Here is a 22366-nt window from a genome sequence, read left to right as displayed (position 1 = left end):
GCCTGCGCGCTGCCCGTGCCGACCAGCCGTTCCACATTCGCAAGCCCCGCCAGCGAATAGGCCGCCAGCGCGGTGCGGACCGTATCCGCCGTTCCGCCCGCCGCGGCTTCCACCACAACGTCGAGCAGGCTGTCCACGACATGGACATCATTGCCCGCGCCGCCGATCAGCGTGTCATCGCCGAGCCCGCCCGTCAGCGTATCCGCGCCGCCCGCTCCGGTGATGGAATTGGCCAGCGCATTGCCCGTCAGCGCCGCATTCGTCGCGGTGCCGACCAGGTGCTCCACCTCCGCCGCCAGCGTGTAGGCGGTGAGGCTCACCCGGACCAGATCCGTGCCGCCATCCGCCAGTTCCAGCACCGCGTCGCCGGCATTGTCGAGCACATAGACATCATTGCCCGCGCCGCCGACCAGGCTGTCCGCGCCACCACCGCCATTCAGCGTATCCGCGCCGTCCAGCCCCTGCAGCGTATCCGCGCCGCCAGCGCCCGCGATGGAATTGCCGAGGCCGTTGCCCGTGAGGCTCTGCGCCGTCGTGCCCGAGGCCGTGCCGACCAGGTTCTCCACCTGGTCCGCCAGCGCATAGCCGCCAGCCATCGCCGTGCGGACGGTATCGATGCCGCCGCCGGCCAGTTCCAGCACCGCATCGCCGACGACATCGACGACGAAGAGGTCATTGCCCTCCCCGCCCACCAGGCTGTCCGCGCCCGAACCGCCATCCAGCGTATCCGCGCCCCCGAGGCCCGACAGCGTATCCGCGCCGGCCGTGCCGCCGGAAAGCCGGTCCGCCCCCGCGGCGCCGATGACGAGGTTGTTGCCGGCATTGCCGGCCAGGGTCTGCCCGCCATCGGAAAGGCCGAGCAGGACCTCGACCTCGGTCGCCAGCGTGTAGCTGGCCAGGGCGGTGGAGATCGTGTCGCCGCCCTGCCCCGCGGCCTCCAGCACCAGGTCGCCGGCGGTGACGATATAGGCATCGTCGCCCAGGCCCCCCGCCATGCTGTCAGCGCCCAGGCCGCCATCGAGCGTATCCTGGCCGCCGCCGCCCGCCAGCGTATCGGCGCCGCTGCCGCCGGTGATGCGGTTGTCGCCCCCATTGCCCGTCAGGCGCTGCGCGGTGCCGGTGCCGAGCAGGTTTTCCACCCCGCTCGCCAGCGCGTGGACGGCCAGGGCGGTACGCACCTCGTCGATGCCACCGGCATCGGCGATGGCATCAGCCGCGTCATCGACGATGAACACATCATCGCCCAGCCCGCCAACCAGGCTGTCCGCGCCCGCGCCCCCATCCAGCGTATCGGCGCCCGCCGTGCCGGTGATGCTGTTCGCATCCGCATTGCCGGTCAGCGCCTGCGCATCACCCGTGCCCGCCAGCCGTTCCAGCCCCGTGGCAAGCGCGTAGGCAGCCAGCCCGGTGCGCACCTCGTCGATGCCACCGGCATCGGCGATGGCATCAGCCGCGTCATCCACGATGAAGACATCATCGCCCAGCCCGCCAACCAGGCTGTCCGCCCCCGCGCCACCATCAAGGGTATCGGCGCCTGCCGTGCCGATGATGGTGTTCGCATCCGCATTACCGGTCAGCGCCTGCGCATCGCCCGTGCCGACCAGCCGCTCCAGCCCGGTTGCAAGCGCGTAGCCTGCCAGCCCGGTGCGCACCTCGTCGATGCCACCGGCATCCTCGATGCCGTCAGCCGCGTCATCCACGATGAAGACATCATCGCCCAGCCCACCAACCAGGCTGTCAGCGCCCGCCCCACCATCCAGCGTATCGGCGCCCGCCGTGCCGGTGATGGTGTTCGCATCGGCATTGCCGGTCAGGGCCTGCGCATCGCCCGTGCCCACCAGCCGTTCCAGCCCAGCGCCGAGGGCATAGGCCGCGAGCCCGGTGCGGATTTCATCGATGCCGCCCGCATCCTCGATGGCATCGCCTGAATCATCCAGGATGAACACATCGTCGCCCAGCCCGCCAACCAGGCTGTCCGCGCCCGCCCCACCATCCAGCGTATCGGCGCCCGCCGTGCCGGTGATGCTGTTCGCATCCGCATTGCCGGTCAGCGCCTGCGCATCACCCGTGCCCGCCAGCCGTTCCAGCCCGGCGCCGAGTGCGTAGGCGGACAGCGCCGTCTGCACCTCGTCCGTGCCCTCATTGACCAGTTCGAGAAGCACGTCACCCGCATCCACGGCGGCATAGGTGTCGTTCCCCGCGCCGCCCAGGAGGCTGTCCGCCCCCAGGCCGCCCAGCAGCACATCGCCATCGGCATCGCCCTGCAGCGTGTCGTCACCCTCGCCACCGCTGAGGAAGTCATCGCCCTGGCCGCCCTCCAGCAGGTCGGCACCCCGGATGCCATAGACGCTGTCGGCACCGCCCTCGCCGCGGGCCGTGTCGTTGCCGACGCCAGAGACGATCCTGTTGTCGGCCGCATTGCCCACCAGCGACTGCCCCGTCGCCGCGGTGCCGCGCAGATCCTCCAGCGTCGATCCCAGCACGTAGCCCGCCAGCGACGTCGAGACCCGGTCGGTGCCCTCCGCCTCCGCCTCGATCACCAGATCATCCGCACGGTCGACGACGTAGTTGTCGTCGCCCAGCCCACCCACCATCGTATCCGCGCCGGCCCCGCCATCCAGCGAATCATGACCCGCGGCGCCGCCCAGGCTGTCCGCGCCCAGGCCCCCGAACAGGCTGTCATTCCCTACCGCGCCATCCAGCGTGTCGTCGCCCGACGATGCCTGGATGTTGTTGTCGCCCCCATTGCCGGCCAGCGACTGCCCCGTCGCCACCGTGCCAAACAGGTTCTCCAGCCCGGAGACCAGGGCGTAGCTCGAGAGGGAGGTGAAGACGCGGTCGGTGCCCTCGCCCTCCACCTCGACGATCGTCTCGCCGAGGTGGTCGATCACATAGCTGTCGTTGCCCGCGCCGCCTTCCAGCGTATCCGCGCCCAGCCCGCCATCCAGGTAGTCATTGCCATCGAGGCCACGCAGGCTGTCCGCGCCCAGCCCCCCGAACAGGCTGTCATTCCCCGCCGCGCCGTCCAGCGTATCGTCGCCGGAGGAGGATTGCAGCCGGTTGCCGGCCGCATTGCCCGTCAACAACTGGTTGCCCGTCGTCGTGCCCAGCAGGTTCTCCAGCCCCGCCGCCAGCCCATAGGTCGCCAGCGACGTCACCACCCAGTCGGTGCCCTGGCCCTCCACCTCGACGATCGTCTCGCCGATATGGTCGATCACGTAGGTGTCGTTGCCCGCGCCGCCTTCCAGCGTATCCGCGCCCAGCCCGCCATCCAGGTAGTCATTGCCATCGAGGCCACGCAGGCTGTCCGCGCCCAGCCCCCCGAACAGGCTGTCATTCCCCGCCGCCCCGTCCAGCGTGTCGTCGCCGGAGGAGGATTGCAGCCGGTTGCCGGCCGCATTGCCGATCAGCGACTGGTTCCCCGCCGCCGTGCCGGCCAGGTGCTCCAGCCCCACCGCCAGTTCGTAGGCCGCGAGCGACGTCACCACCTGGTCGGTGCCCTCGCCCTCCACCTCGACGATCGTCTCGCCGATATGGTCGATCACGTAGGTGTCGTTGCCCGCGCCGCCTTCCAGCGTATCCGCGCCCAGCCCGCCATCCAGGTAGTCATTGCCATCGAGGCCACGCAGGCTGTCCGCGCCCAGCCCCCCGAACAGGCTGTCATTCCCCGCCGCGCCGTCCAGCGTGTCGTCGCCCGACGACGCCTGGATGTTGTTGTCGCCTCCATTGCCGCCCAGCGACTGCCCCGTCGCCGCGGTGCCAATCAGGTTCTCCAACCCGGCGCCCAGGGCGTAGCTCTCGAGGGAGGTCAAGACCCGGTCGGTGCCCTCGCCCCCCACCTCGACGATCGTCTCTTCGACATGATCGACAACGTAGGTGTCGTTGCCCGCGCCGCCCGCCAGCGTATCCGCGCCCAGCCCGCCGTCGAGCAGGTCGTTGCCCTCGCCACCCGACAGGCTGTCGGCGCCGGCACCGCCGATGAGCTGGTCATTCCCCGCCCCGCCATCGAGCGTATCGTCGCCGCCATTGCCCCGCAGCGTGTCATCGCCCGCCGCGCCCGCCAGGCTGTCGCTGGCCGCGCCACCCTGCAGCACATCGGCGCCACCCAGGCCGGAGACGGAGGCCGCGGACGCGCCGCCCGTGAAGGTATCGGGCCCTTCGGTCGGGCCGGCGGCGCTCCAGCTCATGGCGTCTCATTTCCCGAGGCAAGTCGCAGATCTGCATCGATCTCCGCCAGGCCCTATCTCCAAAGTCGCAAATCGTCTTGTCAGGAACCAGCAACCAATGGTTGCATTTATGATTCATCCCGTGTCGCGGGGCGGGCGATCCGAGGCAAAACCGGGGAATCGCGTCGGTGGCGCGCTCACCAGGATGGCGACGTCGACGCGCCCGCCAATCGCCCCAAGGGGGAGTTGCCCACAACCGGATGGGGGGCCCCAGGGAAAGCCAGGATGATGGCCAAGAAAAAAGGCGCGCCCGGCATGGCCGGACGCGCCTTCGATCTGGGTGGCCGTTCAGGCCGCCGGGGGCTGCGACGCCCCCGCAGGGCTCACAGCCCGCGGCGGCGCTTCGCCTTCAGGCGCTTCACGGCGGTGGCCAGGCGCTCCTTCAGGTCGGCGCCCTTGAGGTTGGCCAGGGCCTTGCGGCGCTTGCGGTTGACGACGCGGAGGAGCGGCATGGCGGAAGGCCCTTCTTGCTCATTGGGGATGGATGCCGGGCCCAGATAGCCCGGACGCCCGCCCAGGACCAGCCGGCAAACCGCCCCCCTCCACCGCCCCCCTCCCTGGCCCGTGATCCGAAACCCTTGACGCTCCCGCCCCCGGGCCCTAGGGGCCGCGCGCGTCAAACCAGGGTCACACAGCGAAAATGGCTCTCGCCTTCACCTTTCCCGGCCAGGGCAGCCAGGCCCCCGGCATGGGCCGCGACCTCGCCGCCGCCTTTCCCGCAGCGCGGGAGGTGTTCCAGGAAGTGGACGACACCCTCAGCCAGAAGCTCTCGAAGCTGATGTTCGAGGGCCCGGCCGATGAACTGACCCTGACCGCCAATGCCCAGCCCGCGCTGATGGCCGTCTCCCTCGCCGTCGTCCGGGTGCTGGAGAAGGAAGGCGGCTTCGCGCTGCGCGACCGCGTCGCGCTGGTGGCGGGCCATTCGCTCGGCGAATACGCCGCACTCGCCGCCGCCGGCACCTTCAGCCTGTCCACCGCCGCCCGCCTGCTGCGCCTGCGCGGCGATGCCATGCAGCAGGCGACGCCGCCCGGCACCGGCGCCATGGCCGCGCTGCTCGGCGCCGAATACGACCAGGCCGCCGCCATCTGCGCCGCCGCCGCCCTGGACCCGGAGACGGGGAAGCGGGAGGTCGTCGAGATCGCCAACGACAATGGCGGCGGGCAGATCGTCATCTCCGGCGCCGCCGCGGCGGTCGATCGCGCGATCGAGGGTGCCAAGGCTGCCGGCGTGAAGCGCGCCATGAAGCTGCCGGTCTCCGCCCCCTTCCACTGCGCGCTGATGGCCCCGGCCGCCGATGCGATGGCGGAGGCGCTGGCCGCCGCGACCATGGCCGCCCCCGCCATCCCCGTGGTGGCGAACGTCACCGCCGCGAAAGCCACGGACCCCGACACCATCCGGGACCTGCTGGTCCGCCAGGTCACGGGCACGGTCCGCTGGCGCGAATGCATCCTGGCCATGGGCAGCATGGGCTGCGACAGCTTCGTGGAGGTCGGCTCCGGCAAGGTGCTGACCGGCCTGATGAAGCGCCTGGCGCCGGAAGCCCGCGCCACCGCCATCAACACCCCCGCCGATATCGAAGCCTTCCTCAGGACGCTGTGACGCCCTCCCTCCACCTGACGGCGACGCCCGATCCGGCGGAGGAAGCGGCCGCGCGCGGCGCGTTGCGGGATGCCAATGCGGCAGCCGGCTTCCCGCATGACAGCCGCCCCCTGCTGGTGATGCTGCGGGGCGAAGCGGGCCAGGTGGTGGGCGGGCTGGTCGGCCGCACCGGCTGGTCCTGGCTTTATGTGGAGAACCTGGCCGTGCCGCCCGCGCTGCGCGGCGGCGGCTGGGGCGCCCGCCTGCTGGCGGCGGCGGAGGCCGAGGCCCGCGCCCGCGGTTGCATCGGCGCAAGGCTCGATACCTACACCTTCCAGGCCCGCGGCTTTTATGAAAAGCAGGGCTACCGCGTCGTCGGGGAAATCCCCGACTGCCCCCCGGGCCAGACGCGCTTCACCATGATCAAGCGCCTGGATGCAGGCGGGGAGACACGCTGATGTTCCGTCTCGACGGCAAGGTGGCGCTGGTGACCGGCGCCACGGGTGGCATCGGCGCCGCCATCGCCACCGCCCTCCATGCCCAGGGCGCCATCGTCGCCATCACCGGGCGGCGGGAAGCCGAATTGGCTGCGCTGGCCGAGTCGCTTGGTAACGAGCGCGTCCTGGTGGCCACCGCCGACCTCGCCGACCCCGCCGCCCCGGCCGCGCTGGTGGAGAAGGTGGAGGCCGCCCACGGCTCCCTCGACATCCTCGTGAACAATGCCGGCTTCACGCGGGACATGCTGGCGCTGCGCATGGGCGATGCCGATTGGAACGCGGTGCTGGAGGTGGACCTGACCGCCCCCTTCCGCCTGGCCCGGGCCGCGCTGCGCGGCATGATGAAGCGGCGGTCGGGGCGGATCGTCTCCATCGCCTCCATCGTCGGCGTCACCGGCAATGCGGGCCAGGCCAATTACGCCGCCGCCAAGGCGGGCCTCATCGGCATGTCGAAGTCGCTCGCCCAGGAAGTGGCGACTCGCGGCGTGACGGTGAACGTGGTCGCCCCCGGCTTCGTGAAGACGGCGATGACGGAAAACCTGCCCGAGGCCGCCCGCACGGCGCTGATGTCCCGCATCCCCACCCAGCGGATGGGATCGCCCGAGGACGTCGCCGGCGCCGTCGCCTACCTGGCCAGCGCGGAGGCCGCCTGGGTCACGGGCCAGACCATCCATGTGAATGGCGGGATGGCGATGATCTGAGCTTGCCGATTCGGGGTGTGGTCCAAAAGGGCATCACCGGGGGCCTCACTGGGGGGCCATCCGCGGACTGCCGGCAAAAAAGGCAGGGTCTGCCCCCGCCTTTCCACCGGTTCCACGCCCCGGGCGGCTTGCGCGGCGGCTCCGCCTAGGCCAGATGACGCATCCATGTTAAGCGGCGCCGCCCCGGAACCAAGGGCCGGGCGCGCACGCATCGCGTTCGCAGCACGGCACTTACCAGCAGGAGATATCGCGGGATGAGCGACACCGCCGACAAGGTGAAGAAGATCGTCGTGGAGCACCTCGGCGTCGAGGAATCCAAGGTGACGACGGAAGCGTCCTTCATCGACGACCTGGGCGCGGACAGCCTCGACACGGTCGAGCTGGTCATGGCCTTCGAGGAAGCCTTCGGGGTCGAGATCCCGGACGACGCCGCCGAGAAGATCACGACCGTCAAGGACGCGATCGACTACATCGAGAAGCAGAAGTCCGCCTGAACGCAGGCAACGGCTCGGCAGGGTAGGGGGTCCAGGGGTGTTCGGTCATCTCACGACGCCGCGGCGCGTCGTCGTCACGGGGATGGGCATCGCCTGCCCGCTCGGCCTCGGCGTCGAGAATGTCTGGAAGCGCATGCTGGCCGGCGAAAGCGGGCTGGCGGCGATCCAGTCCTTCGACGTCAGCAACCTGCCGGCGAAGATCGCCGGCCAGGTGCCGGTCGGTACGAAGGCGGAGGGGAAGCTCGACATCAACGAGTGGATCCCCGTCAAGGACCAGAAGAAGATGGACCGCTTCATCCAGCTCGCGCTCGTCGCGGCGCAGGAAGCGGTCGAGGATAGCGGCTGGATGCCTGGTCCCGACCAGGAGGAAGACCGCTGCCGTACCGGCGTCATGATCGGGTCGGGCATCGGTGGCCTGCCGACGATCTATGAAGCCTCCCTCCTGATCGCGCAGGGGAAACAGCGGCGCATCTCGCCCTTCTTCATCCCCTCCGCGCTGATCAACCTGGCCTCCGGCCATGTCTCGATCAAATACGGCTTCAAGGGCCCGAACCACGCCGTGGTCACGGCCTGCGCCAGCGGCGTGCATGCGCTCGGCGATGCCGCGCGCCTCATCGCGCTCGGCGATGCCGAGGTGATGGTGGCCGGCGGCGCCGAAGCCGCGGTGGCGGAAATCGGCATGGCCGGCTTCTGCGCCTCCCGCGCCCTCTCCACCGCCTTCAACGACGCCCCCACCAAGGGCAGCCGCCCCTGGGACAAGGACCGCGACGGCTTCGTCATGGGCGAAGGCGCGGGGGTGGTCGTGCTGGAGGAGCTGGAGCACGCCAAGGCCCGCGGCGCCAAGATCTACGCCGAGGTCATCGGCTACGGCATGTCCGGCGACGCCTACCACATCACGGCCCCGACCGAGGACGGCGACGGCGCCTTCCGCGCCATGCGCGCGGCACTCCGCGACGCCCGCCTCGCGCCCTCCGACATCCAGTATGTCAACGCGCACGGCACCTCGACCCCCATGGGGGACGATCTGGAACTGCAGGCGGTGGAGCGGCTGTTCGGGGATGAGGCGAAGAACCTCGCCATGTCGTCCACCAAGTCAGCCATCGGCCACCTGCTGGGCGCGGCCGGCGCGGTGGAGGGCATCTTCTCCATCCTCGCCATCCGCGATGGCGTGGCCCCGCCGACGCTGAACCTGGAGAACCCCTCCCGCGAAAGCCCGATCGACCGCGTGGCGCTGGAAGCCCAGCCGCGGAAGATCGACATCGCGCTGTCCAACAGCTTCGGCTTCGGCGGCACGAACGCCAGCATCATCTTCAAGAAGGCGGCCTAGCCGCCTTCCCGAGGGCGGCGCAGCCGCCTTCCTGAAATTGGCACAAACCCCGCGCGGAGTTTGACGCGCGGGCGCCTTGCCAGACCGGTGCCGCGGCGCCACCACTAGACCATGCGCCGCCTCGTCGCCCTCCTCCTCGTCCTGTTCGTCGTCGCCGGCCTCGCCGGGGGTGCCTGGTGGTGGGCGGATCGCGCCTGGACCGCGCCCGGCCCGCTGGCCGAACCGGCGCAGGTCGTCGTCCCGCGCGGCGGCACCGCCATCATCGCGGAAGCACTTGCCGAACGCGGCGTGATCGCGGACCCCCGCGCCTTCCTCGCCGCCGTCTGGCTGACGCGGTCCCAGGGCGCCGTCCGCGCCGCTGAATTCGCCTTCCCCGCCCGCGCCAGCCTGCGCGACGTGCTGGAGATCCTCCGCAAGGCCCGCCCCCTGCAGCGCCGCCTGACGATCCCGGAGGGCCTGACCGCCCGCCAGATGGCCGCCATCCTGGAACGCGCCGAGGGCCTGACCGGCGAGATGCCCGAAATCGCCGAGGGCGAGATCCTGCCCGAGACCTACAGCTACCAGTTCGGCGATACCCGGGCCTCCGTCATCCGTCGCGCCGAACAGGCCATGGACCAGGCACTCGCGGAAATCTGGGCCGCCCGCCAGCCCGGCCTGCCGCTGGCAACGGCGCGGGAGGCGCTGATCCTCGCCTCCATCGTGGAACGCGAGACCGGCCGCGGCGACGAACGCGCCCGCGTCGCCGGCGTCTTCATCAACCGGCTGCGGCGCGGGATGATGCTGCAATCGGACCCGACGGCCGCCTATGCCGCCGCCGATGGCGGGCTGCTGGAGCGCCCGCTGACGCGCGCGGACCTCGACCGCGACCACCCCTTCAACACCTACCGCATCCGCGGCCTGCCGCCCGGCCCGATCGCCAGCCCGGGCAAGGACAGCCTGCGCGCCGTGACCAGGCCGGAGGCGACGGACTTCATCTTCTTCGTCGCCGACGGCACCGGCGGCCACGCCTTCGCCCGCACGCTGGAGGAGCATAACCGGAACGTGGCGCGGTGGCGGGAGATCGAGCGCGGGCGCGCCTCGGCCGCGCCGCGGTGAGGGGCGCGATCGGCCAGGGGGGAACGCTGTTCCCCCCGCTACCCCCCATGCCAGGGTCCAGCCGGACCCTGGACCGGGATCAATTAACGATGGTCCAGGGGGGTCTCCCCCCTGGCGGATGGGGTATGGGGAAGGCAGCGCCTTCCCCATGACACCCATCACAGGCCCCACCCTGTGGTGGCGCCTCCTTGTCATCGGCGGCCTCTGGGGTTCCTCCTTCCCCCTGCTCCGCCTGGTGGCGATGGAGATGTCGCCCTTCGCCCTCGCCGCCTGCCGCGGCGGCTTCGCCGCACTCGGCGTGCTGGCCTTCCTGGCCGTCACCGGCCAGCTGCGCGGCGGCGGCTGGGGCGTCTGGCGCGCGGCGCTCGTCCTCGGCACCTGCAATGGCTGGGTACCCAACCTGCTGACGGCGCTGGCTCTCGACAATATCGAGGCCGCGCCCGCCGCCCTGATCCATGCCGCGACACCCTTGCAGGTGGCGCTGATGGCGGCCGTGCTGCTGCCGGGGGACCGGCCGGGCTGGCGGGGCGTGGCGGGGCTGCTGGTGGGGTTCGTCGGCATCGCCGTCCTGCTCGGCCCGGCGGCGATCAACGGAAGCGCCTCCTTCACCGGGGGGCTGCTGATCCTGCTCTCCGGCGCGTCCTATGCCGCCGGCACGCTCTATGCCCGCATGGCCCGGCCTGGCGCCTCCGGCCAGCTGGTGCTGGGGCAGCAGGTGGTGTCGGGGCTGGTGGCGGGGATGCTCTCAATCCCCTTCAGCGGCACCGGTGCCTATGACCAGCCGGCCTGGGTCTTCGGCGTGCTGGCCGTGCTCGGCATCCTCGCCTCCGCCATCCCGCTGACCATGTTTCTCCGGCTGCTGACGCAAGCGAGGGTCACGGATGCCGCCATGGTCGGCTACATCCAGCCGCCCTTCGCCGCGGGCGTTGGCGCGCTGCTGCTGGGGGAATGGCCGGCGGCGGGGGTGATCCTCGGCGGCCTGATCGTGCTGGCCGGCGTGTGGCTCGCCACCTCCCGCCCCGCCCCCAGGAAGGCCCCCGCCTGAGCCTTACGCGGGGGCCCCCGCCTGAGCCTTACGCGGGGGCCCCCGCCTGAATCTGGACGCGGGCGCCCCCGCCATGCGCTGATGTCCCAACCATCCAAGGGAGGCGTGCCATGCCCATCGGCGGGATCGAGCACATCAACATCTGGGCCGTGGACCTCGACGCCACCATCGCCTTCTACCGGGACGTGCTGGGCCTGCAGCCGGGCGACCGCCCGCCCTTCGATTTCCCGGGCGCCTGGCTCTATGCCGGCGGCGTCCCCGTCATCCACCTGGTCGGCCCCCGCGCCGCCGACGCCAACCGCCCGCCGCGGCGCGCCCAGCCCACCGGCCAGATCGACCACGTGGCCCTGGCCGCCACCGCCCTGCCCGCGATGCGCGCGCGCCTGGAGGCCCATGGCCTGGCCTTCCGCGAACAAATCGTGCCGCGCGATGGCGTGACGCAGTTGTTCGTCACGGACCCCAACGGCGTGGTGCTGGAGTTGAATTTCCCGGCCAGCGAAACGGGGAGCTGAGCGTCCCCTACCCCTCCCGCGGCTTCGCCGGCACCACCGACATCATCGCGTTCCGCCACGAAGGCGGCAGCGCCCCCACCACCCGCGCCACCGCGTATAGCCGCCGCGGATAGGCCACCCGCACCCGCCCCGCCGCGATGCCATCGAGCGTCCGCGTCGCCGCCCGTTCGGGCGTCATCAGCAGCGGCATGGGGAAGGGATTCCGGGCCGTCATCGCCGTGCGGATATAGCCCGGGCAGACCGCATGCAGCCGGATGCCACGCCGGCGCTCGCTCGCGTCCAGCGCCTCAGCCCATCGCTGCACCGCGGATTTGCTGGCGCAATAGGCCGGCGCGCCCGGTGCCGCGACGAAGGCGGCGATGGAGGCGATGACGGCGATCCGCCCCCGCACGCCGCCCTCGCCGGGCGCCTGCCCGGCCATCAGTTCCATCGCCGGCAGCGCCGTGTTCAGCACCCCGCCGAGGTTGGTGGCGAAAATTCGGGAAACCTGGTCCGCCGGCTCCGTCTGCCCGCCCGTGCCGCCCGAAACCCCCGCATTGGCGATCACCAGATCGAGCCTGCCCGCCCCCGCCACCCAGGCCGCCATGCCCGCCTGGTCCGTCACGTCCAGCACCGCCGGGCTGACGGCCGCGCCCCGCGCCACGCAGGCCGCCGCCACCTGGTCCAGCCGCGCCCCGTCCCGCCCGGACAGATGCAGCGTCACGCCCGGCGCCGCGCAGGCCTCCGCCAGCGCCCTTCCGAGGCCACCGGTCGCGCCGGTGATCATCACGTCACGCCAGGGGTATGTCGCCACCTTGCCCTCCTCCGCCGCACGGGGGAAAAACCCCCATGAGCAAGCTCGCTTCGATGACCGGCTTCGCCCGAGAGGGCGGCACCCTGCCGGACGGCACCTCCTTCGTCTGGGAACTCCGCAGCGTCAACGGCCGGGGGCTGGACCTGCGGCTGCGCCTGCCGAACGGCCTGGACGCGCTGGAACCCACGCTGCGGGAGGCGCTCTCCAAGCGCCTGAAGCGCGGCAACGTCTCCGCGACGCTCACCGTGAAGCGGGAGGAACGCGCCCCTCGCCTGACCCCCGACCCCGCCGCGCTGGAACAGGCCATCGCGCTCGTGATGTCCGTCGCCGCCCGCATCCCCGGCGCCGCGGCGCCGAGCCCGGAGGCGATCCTCACCCTCCCCGGCGTGCTCCGCGCTGAAATCGTGGAGCCCGACGAGGCCGCCGAGGAAGCCCGCCGCGCCGCCCTCGCCACCGCCTTCACGACCACCCTCGATGGCCTGGTCGCCTCCCGCGCCCGGGAAGGCGCGCAGCTCGCCGCCATCCTGGCGACCTTGCTGGATGAGATCGCGGCGCTGCGGGAAGCGGCGGCGAAGGAAGCCGCCGGCCAGCCCGCCGCCCAGCGCGCGCGCCTCATGGAGAATCTGGCGAACCTCCTGGGCGAAGGCGACCTCCGCGCCCGCGTGCCGGAGGAACGGCTCGCCCAGGAAGTGGCGATGCTGGCGCAGCGGTCGGATGTGCGGGAGGAGCTGGACCGCCTCTCCGCCCACATCGCGGAAGCCCGCAACCAGCTTAAATCCGGCGACGCCATCGGCCGCAAGCTGGAATTCCTGACCCAGGAATTCGTGCGGGAGGCCAATACCCTGTGCAGCAAATCCGCCAGCACGGCCCTGACCCGCATCGGCCTCGACCTCAAGGCCGCAATCGAGCGGCTGCGCGAACAGGCGGCGAATGTGGAATGAATAAGACCCTCCCCGCCCGCCGCGGCATCTGCCTGGTCCTCGCCGCCGCCCCCGGTGGCGGCAAGACCAGCGTGTCCCGCAAGATACTGGAGACGGAGCCCGACCTCTCGCTCTCCGTCAGCGCCACCACCCGCGCGCCCCGCCCGGCCGAAACCGATGGCGTCCACTACCATTTCAAGACGCAGGAAGCGTTCGAGGCGATGGTCGCCGGCGATGAGCTTCTGGAACATGCCGGCTTCCTCGGCCGCCGCTACGGCACGCCCCGCGGCCCGGTGGAGGACGCGCTGGCGCAGGGCCGCGACGTGCTCTTCGACATCGAATGGCAGGGCCATCGCCAGCTGAAGGAAAAACTGCCGGAGGATGTGGTCGGCATCTTCCTGCTGCCCCCCTCGATGGAGGAGCTGGAACGCCGCCTCCGCGGAAGGCAGCAGGAGAATGAGGCCGAGATCGTGAAACGCCTGGCCATCGCGCGGGAGGAGATGACCCACTGGTCGGATTTCGACCACGTGCTGGTCAACCGCGATTTCGATGTCTGCGTCGCGGAAGTCCGCGCCATCCTCCACGCAGCGCGCACCACCCGCGCCCGCCAGCCCTGGCTTCCCGGCTTCGTCGATACGCTGCTGGGAAGGTAGCGTCGCATGGGGGGCGTTATCGAGGTCGTCCTCCCGGTCTTCGCCCTCATCGGCCTCGGCTTCATCGCCGGCCGGCGCGCCCTGCTGCCGCGCGCCGCCTTCGATGGCATGTCCGCCTTCGTCTTCGGCCTGGCCGCGCCATCGCTGATCTTCCTCGGCGGCACCAGGCCACATGACAGCGCCGGCGGCGCCGCGGCCGCGCTGCTGACGGGCGGCGTGCTGGTCTTCTTCCTGGCCACCTGGGCGGGGCGCCGCTTCTTCCGCATGGGGCTGTCGGAAGCCGCCTTGTTCGCGCTGGCCTGCGTCTTCGGTAATTCGCTGATGATGGGCGTGCCGATCATCGTCGCCGCCTTCGGCCAGGCCGGCGTGCCGCCCATGCTCGGCATCCTGGCGCTTCAGACCATGGTGCTGCTGGGGCTGGCCACCATCGTCACGGAAATGGGCCTGAACGAACACGCACCCTGGCGGCGCGTGCTGGTGACGACGGCACGCGGCGTGGCGCGGAACCCCGTGGTGATGGCGGTGGTCGCCGCGCTGGTCTGGACCACGCTCGGCCTTTCCATGCCCAGCCCGATGGAGCGCACGCTGGAATTGCTGGGCGCCGCGACGCCGGCCGTCGCGCTGTTCTGCCTCGGCGGCGGGCTTTCCGCCATCAGCGGCCGCGCGGCCTGGCAGGAAACGCTGACCATCATCGTGGTGAAGCTGGTGGCGCTGCCGGGCCTGGTCTGGCTGATCGCCATCGCCATGGGCATCACCCCCATCGAGACCGCCGTCGCCGTGACGATGTCCGCGCTGCCGACCGGCGCCAACGCCTTCATCTTCGCCCGCCGCTACACCATCGGCATGGACCGGTCGGGCGCCGCCGTCGTCATCACCACCGCGCTGTCGGTGCTGACCTTGTCCGTCCTGATCGGCCATTTCCGAGGAACGCTGCCATGACGCTGGTGATCGAGCCCGGCTGGGTCTGGGATGCCGAGAACGGCCTCCGCACCGGCCATCACGTGGTGGTGCAGGGCGGCGCCATCGCCGATGTCACGCCGCATCGCCCGACGATGGACGCCGAACGCATCGAGGCCCCTGACTCGCTGCTGATGCCGGGCCTCATCAATTTGCACAACCACGCCATGTCCGGCCCCTTGTTCCGTGGCCTGGCCGATGAACTCGCGCCCGGCGACCTGCCCGGCCACATCGTCTTCTCCCTCCTCATGCCGCTCGGCGATGTCGCGGCCGCGCTGATGACGGAGGAGGATATCGGCGACGCCGTGGAGATGGCGCTGCTGGAGGGACTGCGCAGCGGCACGACCGGGCTTCTCGATGTCTATCGCGTGCAGCAATGGCCCTTCATCGAACGCGCCAAGCGGATCGGCCTGCGAAGCTGGTCCTGCCCCTATCTGTTCAGCGAAACCGTGGGCATGGGCGCCGACGGCAAGCCCATCTACACGCCAACCGACAACACCGGCTTCGAAGCCACGCTCGACCTGTTCAAGCGCTTCGACGAGGGCCCCCGCGGTGTCACCCGCGTCGGCTTCGGCCCGCATGGCCCGGACAGCAACACGCCCCAATTGCTACGTCGCGTCGATGCCAAGGCGCGAGAGCTGGACACCATCGTCTCCATCCACGCCGCGCAGAACTTGATCGAGATCGAGCGCGTGAAGGCGGCGCACGGAACGGGCTCCATCGAACATCTCCGCCGCCTCGGCCTGCTCCGCCCGGGCGTGGTGCTGGCGCATGGCATGTTCGCGACCGATGAGGAGATGGCGATGATCGCGCGCGAAGGCGCGGCGCTGGCCTCCTGCCCCCTCGCCTTCGCGCGGTCCGGCCGCTTCGTGCCGCTGGCGCGGATGGAGGCATCGGGCCTTCGCCTCGGCATCGGCACGGATGGCGTGACCCTCGACATGCTGCACGAACTCCGCAGCGCCGCCGTCTTCGCCAAGGTGCAATCCGGCACGCCGCATGGCCTTGCGGCGCCGCGCATCCTCCGCGCCGCCACGCGCGATGCGGCGCTGGCGCTGGGCCGCGACGATCTCGGCCTGGTGGCCAAGGGCGCCCGCGCGGACCTCGTGATGTTCGACCTCAGATCGTCGCGCTACCAGCCGGTCTGGGACCCGCTGAAATCCCTCATCACCAATGGCAGCGCCTCCGACCTGACGCTCGCCATGGTGGAGGGCCGCGTGCTGCTGCGGGACGGCAAGCCCACCACGGTGGACCCCGCCGCCGTCACCCGCCGCGGCCGCGCCGCCATCGAGAAGGTCTGGCGGGAAGCGGCGAAGCGCGGTGCGATTCCGGCATCGATCGCCGCGCGGGCCGCGATACCGTTGCAGGGATAGGCCGCTTCTCCCTAGGCTCTCCCGCAACAACGGGAGACCTCGCGATGACCGTACGCCTGACGCGCCGGCTGCTGCTGGCCGCCACCACAACAGCCGTGCCCGCCATCGCTTCTGCCCAGGCCCGCCGGCCGCTTCGCATCGTCATCCCCTTCCCGCCTGGCGGCGCCGTCGATGGCCTCGGCCGCCTGCTGGCGGACCGCCTGGCGCCGGTGCTGGAGCAATCCGTGGTGGTGGACAACCGCAGCGGCGGTGGCGGGTTGATCGGCGCCGATGCGGTGGCCAAGGCGCCGCCGGATGGCACCACCATCGGCGTCATCGGCGCCGCTACGCTCTGCGCCGCGCCCTTCCTGCAACAATCCATGCCCTTCGACGTGGCGCGCGACTTCCGCGCCATCAGCCAGATCAGCGACAGCGCCGTGCTGCTGGCCGTGAACACGCAGGTGGCCGCCCAGCGCGGCTGGACGGACATGGCCGCCCTTCTCGCCTGGTGCCGCGCCAATCCCGGGGTCTTCAAGGTCTCCCACGCCGGCGCCGCCACCGTCAGCCACCTGATGCTCGCCGCGCTGTCGGCCCAGGCGCGCGCGGAGTTCAACCAGATTCCCTATCGCGGTGGCGCGCAGATGACGGCGGATCTGCTGAACGGCACGCTGGAAGGCAGTGCGGACCTGCCCACTGCGCTGGTGCCGCAGTTGGAGGCCGGCCGCATCCGCATCCTCGGCACCTCCTCCGGCCAACGCCTCGGCATGCTGCCGGCCATCCCCGCCTTCAGCGAGACGCCGGGCCTCCAGGGCTTCGACATCCGGTCCTGGAACATGATCGTCACGGCCAGCGCGACGCCCGCGGCGGAGGTCGAGCGCATCGCCGCCGCCATCCGCCAGGTGGGATCGACGCAGTCGTTCAAGGACGCGATGCGCCCGCTCGGCTACGACGCGGTGGTGAGCGAGAGCACCGCCGCCGCCGCTGCGCTCATCACCAGCGAGACGCCGAAATGGCAGCGGCTGGTGGAGGTTTCGGGCGCACGGGTGAACTGAAGGAATTCAACCCTCTCCCCGCTGGGGAGAGGGCTTTTCGACTCCGACCTCAATCCGCCGTGGCGCCCACGGCCTGGATCACCGTCCGCCACCGCGCGCTCTCGGCGGCCATGAACTCGGCAAACTCCACCCGCCCCATACGCCGCGGCACCGATCCGCCCGTGGCGATCCGCTCCCGCAGCCCCGGTTCCTCCATCGCCGCCAGCAATTCCGTCTCCAGCCGCGCGAGGATCGGCTCCGGCACCCCGGTCGGCGTGCACAGCCCGAACCACCCGGTGGAGACGATCTCCACGCCCTGCTGCTGCATCGTCGGCAAATCCGGGAAGGCCGTCACCCGTTCCGCGCCGCTCACCGCGATCGGCCGCATCCGCCCCGTCTGCGCCATCTGCGTGACGGCGGAGATGGATTGGAACAGCATGTCGATCCGGCCCTCGATCAGGTCCGTGTTCATCTGCCCGCTGTTGGTATACGGCAGATGCTGCATCTGCAGCCCCGTGATCATCTGGAACTGGCTGCCCGCCAGATGCTGCGACGACCCCGCGCCCACCGACCCGAAATTGATCGGCCGGTTCTGCGCCCGCGCCCAGGCGATGAACTGCTGGAGATTCTGCGCCGGTACCGATGGCGGGATCACCACGATGTTCGGCACCAGCGCGATCATCCCGACCGAGGCGAAATCCTTCTCGGGATCGAACTGCATGTTCCGGTACAGCCACTTGTTCGCGGCATTCGCGGCGATGGAGGCCAGCCCCACCGTGTAGCCATCCGGCGCCGCGCGGGCGACCGCCGTCATGCCGATATTGGTCCCGGCGCCAGGCCGGTTGTCCACCACCACGGGCTGGCCGAGCCGGGCCTGCATGCGGTCCCCCACCAGTCGGGACAGCACATCCCCCGCGCCGCCGGCCGGGCCGGGGTTGATCCAGCGGATCGGCCGGTTCGGCCAGTCGCCGGTCTGCGCCGCCGCCACCCCGGGCAGCAAAGCCGCGCCACCGGCCGCGAGAAGGGCGCCACGCCGCGTCAGCATGGGCTGGGACATCGTCTTTATGCTCCTGGAACCTTGCCGCGGAGGGTGGGGTTGTATCCCACCCCTGTGCAAGACCGCCAGGACGGTAAATCATCACGCCGCCGGCCGGCCCCTGCCACGCACCGTGGCAGGCTGCCCGCCGGGTTAGCGGAATGGAGAGCCTCCGATGGGTGACGTGCTGGGCTGGCGTAGCAAGTTCGGGGTGATGGGCCCCTCCACCAACACCGTGGTGCAGCCGGATTACGACATGATGCGCCCCGCGGGCGTCACCAACCACTACAGCCGCATCTACACCCCCAATGCCGATGCCATTTCCAACGAGACCTTCCTGGCCGGCGCGCGCCTGATCGGCAACAACACGCTGGATGCCGTGAAATCCGTCATGACCTGCAAGCCGGACCACCTGGTCATGGGCATGTCGGCGGTCACCTTCTTCGATGGCGCCAAGGGCGCTGACGCCTTCGTGAAGCAGGTGGAGGATGTCTCCGGCCTGAAGATCAGCGTCGGCAGCCATTCCTGCACGGCGGCGATGAACGCCTATGGCGGCGTGAAGAACATCTCCATCATGTCCCCCTACTGGCCGGCCATGAACGAACAGGTGGCCCGCTACTTCACCGACATGGGCTTCACGGTGAAGAAGGACATCGCGATGCACTGCCCGTCCTGGACCGGCATCGCGGAAGTCACGCCGAAGCAGTGCGTCGATGCCATCAAGGCCATCGATGGCGATGACGTGGACGCCATCGTCCAGGTCGGCACGAACCTGTCGATGGTGAAGCTGGCCGTGATGGCGGAGATGTGGCTCGGCAAGCCCGTCATCGCCATCAACACCGCCACCTACTGGCACGCGCTCCGCACCATGGGCATCCAGGACAAGGTCGCGGGCTGCGGCCCGCTGCTCGAACGCTTCTGAAACCACCCGCCGCGCGCGGCGTTTCGCCCATGCATCCTTTCAGGAAGCGTGAGAGATGGAACGCCGCCGCTTTCTCCTCGCCGGGTTCGCCGGCACCCTGGCTCGCCCCGCCGATGCCGCGCGCAGCACGCCCCCGCCGGAGATGACCCGGCCGGAGGAACCCCTGCTGGGCGATGTCGAGGCAACGGTGGAGGACATCCAGTACGGCCCGCCCGGCCGCGGGCGGGGTCGCCGCCACCGCTGCTGGATCGAGACCCGCCGCGTGCCCTTCCGGGACCGCTGGGGCCGCCTGCGCTACCGCATCCTGGAACGGGAAGTCTGCCGGTAGGCCCTACAGGTTCCGCCGTGCCGCCCGCAGCGTCGGCAGCCCGATGCCGGTGGATTGGAACCCGCCATCCACCGCCAGCACCTGGCCGGTGATGTAGGACGCCTTGTCGCTGCACAGGAAGAAGATGGCCTCCGCCAATTCCTCCTCCAGCCCGTAGCGGTTCAGCGGGATCGCATCATGGTAGTCGCGGCGGATTTCCGGCGTGTGCACCGCCTTGGCCATGGCGGTATCCACGGGCCCCGGCGCAACGGCGTTCACCCTTATGCCGAGGCTGGCGAGTTCCGCCGCCTGCTGCTTCGTCAGATGCGCCAGCGCCGCCTTGCTGGTCCCATAGGCAACCCGCAGCGTGGAGGCCCGCAGGCCGGAGATGGAGGTGATGTTCACCACCGCGCCCCCGCCCCCCTCCGCCATGATCGGCGCCGCCGCCTGCACCGTCAGGAAGGGCCCCGTCAGGTTCACCGCCAGCACGCGGTTCCATTCCTCCAGCGTCGTTTCCAGCATCGGCTTGAACACCGCGGTGCCGGCATTGTTCACCAGCGCGTCCAGCCGCCCGAAATGCCGCGCCGCGCCTTGCACGGAGGCCACGACCGAGGCCGGGTCCGCCACGTCGCAGACCAGCGCCAGCGTGTCGTCCGGCGCGGCCAGGGCCGCCATCGCCCCATCCAGCAGCCCGGCATCGAGGTCCAGCAGCGCCACGCGCCACCCCTCCGCCAGGAAGCGCTTCGCGGTGGCAAGGCCGATGCCCCGCCCCGCGCCCGTCACCAGCGCGACCGGTGATGCCATGGCGATGTTTCCTCCGTGTCCCCGCGCCATCGAACCATGGCGCGGGGTCAGCCGGAAGCCTTACAGGGCCAGCGCCGCAGGCTTACAAAGCCAGCGCCGCCGCCACGCGCTTCGCGAAGCCCACGGGGTCCCGCGGCACGTCGCCATCCTGCAGCCGCGCCAGATCCAGCAGCAGCCCGGCTTCCTCGGCCAGCGAAGCATCCCCCGCCGCCTTCTCCGCCAGCTTGCGGATCAGGGGGTGGCGTGGATTCACCTCCAGGATCGGGCTGCCCGCCCCGGCGGCGCGGCCCGCGCGCTTCAGCAGGCGCTGCATCTGCAAATCGGGCCCGTATTCCGGCGCGGCCAGCACCACGGCGCTGTCCACCAGGCGGTCGGTCGCGCGCACCTCGCTCACATCCTCCCCCAGCGCGTCCTTCACCAGCGGCAGCAGGCGGGACAGGTCGGCGGCTTCCTCCTGCTCCACCGCCTCGGCCACCACCTTGGACAGGTCGATGCTGCCCTGGGTGATGCTGCGCAGCTTCTTATCCTCGAAGCTGTCGAGGCGTTCCGGCCAGAAGGCGTCGATATTCTCCGCCATCAGCAGCACTTCGACACCCTTGGCGCGGAAGCCCTCGAGCTGCGGGGAATTGGCGAGCGCGGCGGCGTCGTCACCGGCGAGGTAGTAGATCGCCTCCTGCCCCTCCTTCATCCGCGCGACGTAATCCGCCAGCGTGGTCCAACCTTCCACGGCGGATGACTTGAAGCGCAGCAGCCCCGCGAGGTCCTTGCGGTGCTCCGCATCCTCCCAGACGCCTTCCTTCAGGACCGGGCCGAAATTCTCGTAGAACTTCGTGTATTCCTCGGCATCCTTGGCCCGCGTCTTCAATTCGGAGATCACGCGGTTCGTCACGGCGCGGCGGATGCGCGCCAGCACCGGCGTTGCCTGCAACATTTCCCGCGACACGTTCAACGGCAGGTCTTCCGTATCCACCACGCCATGGACGAAGCGCAGCCAGGGAGGCAGCAGCTCGGCCTCATCCGTGATGAACATGCGGCGGACATGCAGCCGCACCTTGCTGTCCCGTTCCCCCTCCACGGCCTGGAAGGGCTTCATGCCGGGGATGAAGAGCAGCGCGGTGAAGTCGATCTGCCCCTCGGCGCGCCAATGCAGCGTGGCCCAGGGCTCGTCGAAGACGTGGCCGAGGTGGCGGTAGAATTCCGTGTAGCGTTCCGGCGTGATTTCCGACTTCGGCTTGCGCCACAGCGCCGTGCCTTCGTTCGCCGGCTCATCCTGGCCGTCGCGGGCGACGGTGATGGGGATGGTGATGTGGTCGGCCCATTTGCGGATGATCGATTGCAGCCGGAAGGGCTCCAGGAACTCCGTCGCGTCTTCCTTCATGTGCAGCACGATGTCGGTGCCGGCTTCCGCGCGCTCCGCCGGCGCCAGCGTGTATTCGCCGCGGCCGTCGGAGGCCCAGAGCCAGGCTTCCTCGCTGCCCGCGCGGCGCGACGTCACCTCCACCCGGTCCGCCACCATGAAGGCGGAATAGAAGCCGACGCCGAACTGGCCGATCAGGCTCGGCTTGTCGGTCGCCTGGGATTCGGAGAGCGACTTCGCAAAGGCCAGCGTGCCGGACCGGGCGATGGTGCCGAGGTGCTGGGTCAAATCGGCCTTGGACATGCCGATGCCGGTGTCGCTGATGGTCAGGCGCCGGGCGTCCTTGTCCGGCACCACGCGCAGCGACGCATCGCCCGGCAGCATGAGGGCGGGATCGGACAGCGCCTCGAACCGCCGCCGGTCCACGGCATCGGCCGCATTGGCGACCAGCTCGCGGAGAAAAATCTCGCGTTCGGAATAGAGGGCATGGACGACGAGATCGAGAAGGCGCCCGACCTCGGCGCCGAATTCATGCCGTTCCACGGTCTCGCTCATGGTGATGTCCCCTGTGGTGAGAATTCTGGGCGGGCGGCGATATGCGGGGCCGCGGGCTTGGTTTCAACCGTGGGGGAACGCTGTTCCCCCACACCCCCATGCCAAGGGGCAGCGGCCCCTTGGAACCCTTCAATTGACGATGGTCCAGGAGGCTCTGCCTCCTGGCGGATGGGGTTTGGGGAAGGCAGCGCCTTCCCCAACTCACC

The 22366-nt window shown here is 70.5% G+C and carries 21 protein-coding genes; 15 read left to right on the top strand and 6 right to left on the bottom strand.

The features are described from left to right. Together ACTIE5_RS20620 and ACTIE5_RS20615 are read right to left on the bottom strand one after the other, a co-directional pair. A partial coding sequence (locus ACTIE5_RS20620; protein ID WP_439551602.1) for a beta strand repeat-containing protein occupies nucleotides 1-4187 on the bottom strand: 4187 nt, incomplete at its 3' end. A gap of 362 nt (nucleotides 4188-4549) precedes the next feature. Beyond that, nucleotides 4550-4678 carry a hypothetical protein gene (locus ACTIE5_RS20615; RefSeq protein WP_439551601.1) on the bottom strand — a complete coding sequence of 43 codons (129 nt, stop codon included), beginning with the start codon at nucleotides 4676-4678 and terminating at the stop codon, nucleotides 4550-4552. 188 nt (nucleotides 4679-4866) lie between these two features. Between ACTIE5_RS20615 and fabD the strand changes: the two genes are divergently transcribed. The 8 genes from fabD (at nucleotide 4867) to ACTIE5_RS20575 (ending at nucleotide 11476) form a co-directional block, all read left to right on the top strand. Further along, nucleotides 4867-5826 carry an ACP S-malonyltransferase gene (fabD, locus tag ACTIE5_RS20610; protein ID WP_439551600.1) on the top strand — a complete coding sequence of 320 codons (960 nt, stop codon included), beginning with the start codon at nucleotides 4867-4869 and terminating at the stop codon, nucleotides 5824-5826. Then, the gene (locus tag ACTIE5_RS20605) at nucleotides 5823-6263 is read left to right on the top strand and encodes a GNAT family N-acetyltransferase (RefSeq protein ID WP_439551599.1); all 441 of its coding nucleotides are present in this window, start codon (nucleotides 5823-5825) and stop codon (nucleotides 6261-6263) included. The genes fabD and ACTIE5_RS20605 overlap by 4 nt, the downstream gene beginning before the upstream one ends. Beyond that, entirely contained in the window at nucleotides 6263-7003 is a 741-nt protein-coding gene (gene fabG / locus ACTIE5_RS20600) for a 3-oxoacyl-[acyl-carrier-protein] reductase (protein WP_439551598.1), read from the top strand. The genes ACTIE5_RS20605 and fabG overlap by 1 nt, the downstream gene beginning before the upstream one ends. Nucleotides 7004-7257: 254 nt before the next feature. Next, nucleotides 7258-7497, top strand: a complete 240-nt coding sequence (locus ACTIE5_RS20595) for an acyl carrier protein (RefSeq protein ID WP_092963667.1) — start codon at nucleotides 7258-7260, stop codon at nucleotides 7495-7497. Nucleotides 7498-7534: 37 nt separating this feature from the next. Next, a complete protein-coding gene (gene fabF, locus ACTIE5_RS20590; protein ID WP_439551597.1) occupies nucleotides 7535-8824 on the top strand; it encodes a beta-ketoacyl-ACP synthase II in 1290 nt (429 codons plus the stop codon). A 111-nt stretch (nucleotides 8825-8935) separates the two neighbouring features. After that, the gene (gene mltG / locus ACTIE5_RS20585; protein ID WP_439551596.1) at nucleotides 8936-9919 is read left to right on the top strand and encodes an endolytic transglycosylase MltG; all 984 of its coding nucleotides are present in this window, start codon (nucleotides 8936-8938) and stop codon (nucleotides 9917-9919) included. A 148-nt stretch (nucleotides 9920-10067) separates the two neighbouring features. Further along, nucleotides 10068-10964: a DMT family transporter gene (locus ACTIE5_RS20580; RefSeq protein WP_439551595.1), complete on the top strand. Its 897-nt coding sequence runs from the start codon at nucleotides 10068-10070 to the stop codon at nucleotides 10962-10964. A gap of 110 nt (nucleotides 10965-11074) precedes the next feature. Then, complete coding sequence (locus tag ACTIE5_RS20575) at nucleotides 11075-11476, top strand: VOC family protein (protein WP_439551594.1); 402 nt, start codon at nucleotides 11075-11077, stop codon at nucleotides 11474-11476. Between the two features lie 7 nt (nucleotides 11477-11483). On the opposite strand, the gene ACTIE5_RS20570 is transcribed toward ACTIE5_RS20575, so the two are convergent. Further along, on the bottom strand, nucleotides 11484-12269 hold the full coding sequence (locus ACTIE5_RS20570; protein WP_439551593.1) for an SDR family NAD(P)-dependent oxidoreductase: 786 nt from the start codon (nucleotides 12267-12269) through the stop codon (nucleotides 11484-11486). 35 nt (nucleotides 12270-12304) lie between these two features. On the opposite strand from ACTIE5_RS20570, the gene ACTIE5_RS20565 reads away from it, so the two are divergent. The 5 genes from ACTIE5_RS20565 to ACTIE5_RS20545 are packed head-to-tail and all read left to right on the top strand — an operon-like array spanning nucleotide 12305 to nucleotide 17200. Continuing rightward, nucleotides 12305-13210, top strand: coding sequence for a YicC/YloC family endoribonuclease (locus ACTIE5_RS20565; protein WP_439551592.1), 906 nt, complete (start codon nucleotides 12305-12307; stop codon nucleotides 13208-13210). Continuing rightward, nucleotides 13207-13842 carry a guanylate kinase gene (gene gmk, locus ACTIE5_RS20560; protein WP_439551591.1) on the top strand — a complete coding sequence of 212 codons (636 nt, stop codon included), beginning with the start codon at nucleotides 13207-13209 and terminating at the stop codon, nucleotides 13840-13842. Before ACTIE5_RS20565 ends, gmk begins: the two co-directional genes overlap by 4 nt. A 6-nt stretch (nucleotides 13843-13848) precedes the next feature. Continuing rightward, entirely contained in the window at nucleotides 13849-14781 is a 933-nt protein-coding gene (locus tag ACTIE5_RS20555) for an AEC family transporter (RefSeq protein WP_439551590.1), read from the top strand. Further along, on the top strand, nucleotides 14778-16169 hold the full coding sequence (locus tag ACTIE5_RS20550) for an amidohydrolase family protein (RefSeq protein WP_439551589.1): 1392 nt from the start codon (nucleotides 14778-14780) through the stop codon (nucleotides 16167-16169). The genes ACTIE5_RS20555 and ACTIE5_RS20550 overlap by 4 nt, the downstream gene beginning before the upstream one ends. Before the next feature lie 44 nt (nucleotides 16170-16213). After that, complete coding sequence (locus tag ACTIE5_RS20545; RefSeq protein ID WP_439551588.1) at nucleotides 16214-17200, top strand: Bug family tripartite tricarboxylate transporter substrate binding protein; 987 nt, start codon at nucleotides 16214-16216, stop codon at nucleotides 17198-17200. Nucleotides 17201-17249: 49 nt separating this feature from the next. Here the strand turns inward: ACTIE5_RS20545 and ACTIE5_RS20540 are convergent, their stop codons facing one another. Continuing rightward, nucleotides 17250-18236: a Bug family tripartite tricarboxylate transporter substrate binding protein gene (locus tag ACTIE5_RS20540; protein ID WP_439551587.1), complete on the bottom strand. Its 987-nt coding sequence runs from the start codon at nucleotides 18234-18236 to the stop codon at nucleotides 17250-17252. A gap of 154 nt (nucleotides 18237-18390) precedes the next feature. On the opposite strand from ACTIE5_RS20540, the gene ACTIE5_RS20535 reads away from it, so the two are divergent. Continuing rightward, nucleotides 18391-19137: a maleate cis-trans isomerase family protein gene (locus tag ACTIE5_RS20535; protein ID WP_439551586.1), complete on the top strand. Its 747-nt coding sequence runs from the start codon at nucleotides 18391-18393 to the stop codon at nucleotides 19135-19137. Nucleotides 19138-19192: 55 nt separating this feature from the next. Then, a complete protein-coding gene (locus ACTIE5_RS20530; RefSeq protein ID WP_439551585.1) occupies nucleotides 19193-19465 on the top strand; it encodes a hypothetical protein in 273 nt (90 codons plus the stop codon). 3 nt (nucleotides 19466-19468) lie between these two features. Here the strand turns inward: ACTIE5_RS20530 and ACTIE5_RS20525 are convergent, their stop codons facing one another. Then, the gene (locus ACTIE5_RS20525) at nucleotides 19469-20248 is read right to left on the bottom strand and encodes an SDR family NAD(P)-dependent oxidoreductase (protein WP_439551584.1); all 780 of its coding nucleotides are present in this window, start codon (nucleotides 20246-20248) and stop codon (nucleotides 19469-19471) included. An 82-nt stretch (nucleotides 20249-20330) separates the two neighbouring features. After that, nucleotides 20331-22160: a molecular chaperone HtpG gene (gene htpG, locus ACTIE5_RS20520; protein WP_439551583.1), complete on the bottom strand. Its 1830-nt coding sequence runs from the start codon at nucleotides 22158-22160 to the stop codon at nucleotides 20331-20333. Between the last annotated feature and the right edge of the window lie 206 nt (nucleotides 22161-22366).

Origin of the sequence: Falsiroseomonas sp., from assembly GCF_051859025.1 — a bacterium.
Lineage (GTDB): Bacteria > Pseudomonadota > Alphaproteobacteria > Acetobacterales > Acetobacteraceae > Falsiroseomonas.
Note: the sequence above shows the minus strand (reverse complement) of the source record. Positions and strands in the feature narration are given on the sequence as shown.

Coding starts and splice junctions, on each gene's coding strand:
- ACTIE5_RS20615 (WP_439551601.1), bottom strand. CDS start 4,678: ATGCCGCTCCTCCGCGTCGTCAACCGCAAGCGCCGCAAGGCCCTGGCC.
- fabD (WP_439551600.1), top strand. CDS start 4,867: ATGGCTCTCGCCTTCACCTTTCCCGGCCAGGGCAGCCAGGCCCCCGGC.
- fabG (WP_439551598.1), top strand. CDS start 6,263: ATGTTCCGTCTCGACGGCAAGGTGGCGCTGGTGACCGGCGCCACGGGT.
- ACTIE5_RS20595 (WP_092963667.1), top strand. CDS start 7,258: ATGAGCGACACCGCCGACAAGGTGAAGAAGATCGTCGTGGAGCACCTC.
- mltG (WP_439551596.1), top strand. CDS start 8,936: ATGCGCCGCCTCGTCGCCCTCCTCCTCGTCCTGTTCGTCGTCGCCGGC.
- ACTIE5_RS20580 (WP_439551595.1), top strand. CDS start 10,068: ATGACACCCATCACAGGCCCCACCCTGTGGTGGCGCCTCCTTGTCATC.
- ACTIE5_RS20575 (WP_439551594.1), top strand. CDS start 11,075: ATGCCCATCGGCGGGATCGAGCACATCAACATCTGGGCCGTGGACCTC.
- ACTIE5_RS20565 (WP_439551592.1), top strand. CDS start 12,305: ATGAGCAAGCTCGCTTCGATGACCGGCTTCGCCCGAGAGGGCGGCACC.
- gmk (WP_439551591.1), top strand. CDS start 13,207: ATGAATAAGACCCTCCCCGCCCGCCGCGGCATCTGCCTGGTCCTCGCC.
- ACTIE5_RS20555 (WP_439551590.1), top strand. CDS start 13,849: ATGGGGGGCGTTATCGAGGTCGTCCTCCCGGTCTTCGCCCTCATCGGC.
- ACTIE5_RS20550 (WP_439551589.1), top strand. CDS start 14,778: ATGACGCTGGTGATCGAGCCCGGCTGGGTCTGGGATGCCGAGAACGGC.
- ACTIE5_RS20545 (WP_439551588.1), top strand. CDS start 16,214: ATGACCGTACGCCTGACGCGCCGGCTGCTGCTGGCCGCCACCACAACA.
- ACTIE5_RS20540 (WP_439551587.1), bottom strand. CDS start 18,236: ATGTCCCAGCCCATGCTGACGCGGCGTGGCGCCCTTCTCGCGGCCGGT.
- ACTIE5_RS20535 (WP_439551586.1), top strand. CDS start 18,391: ATGGGTGACGTGCTGGGCTGGCGTAGCAAGTTCGGGGTGATGGGCCCC.
- ACTIE5_RS20530 (WP_439551585.1), top strand. CDS start 19,193: ATGGAACGCCGCCGCTTTCTCCTCGCCGGGTTCGCCGGCACCCTGGCT.
- ACTIE5_RS20525 (WP_439551584.1), bottom strand. CDS start 20,248: ATGGCATCACCGGTCGCGCTGGTGACGGGCGCGGGGCGGGGCATCGGC.
- htpG (WP_439551583.1), bottom strand. CDS start 22,160: ATGAGCGAGACCGTGGAACGGCATGAATTCGGCGCCGAGGTCGGGCGC.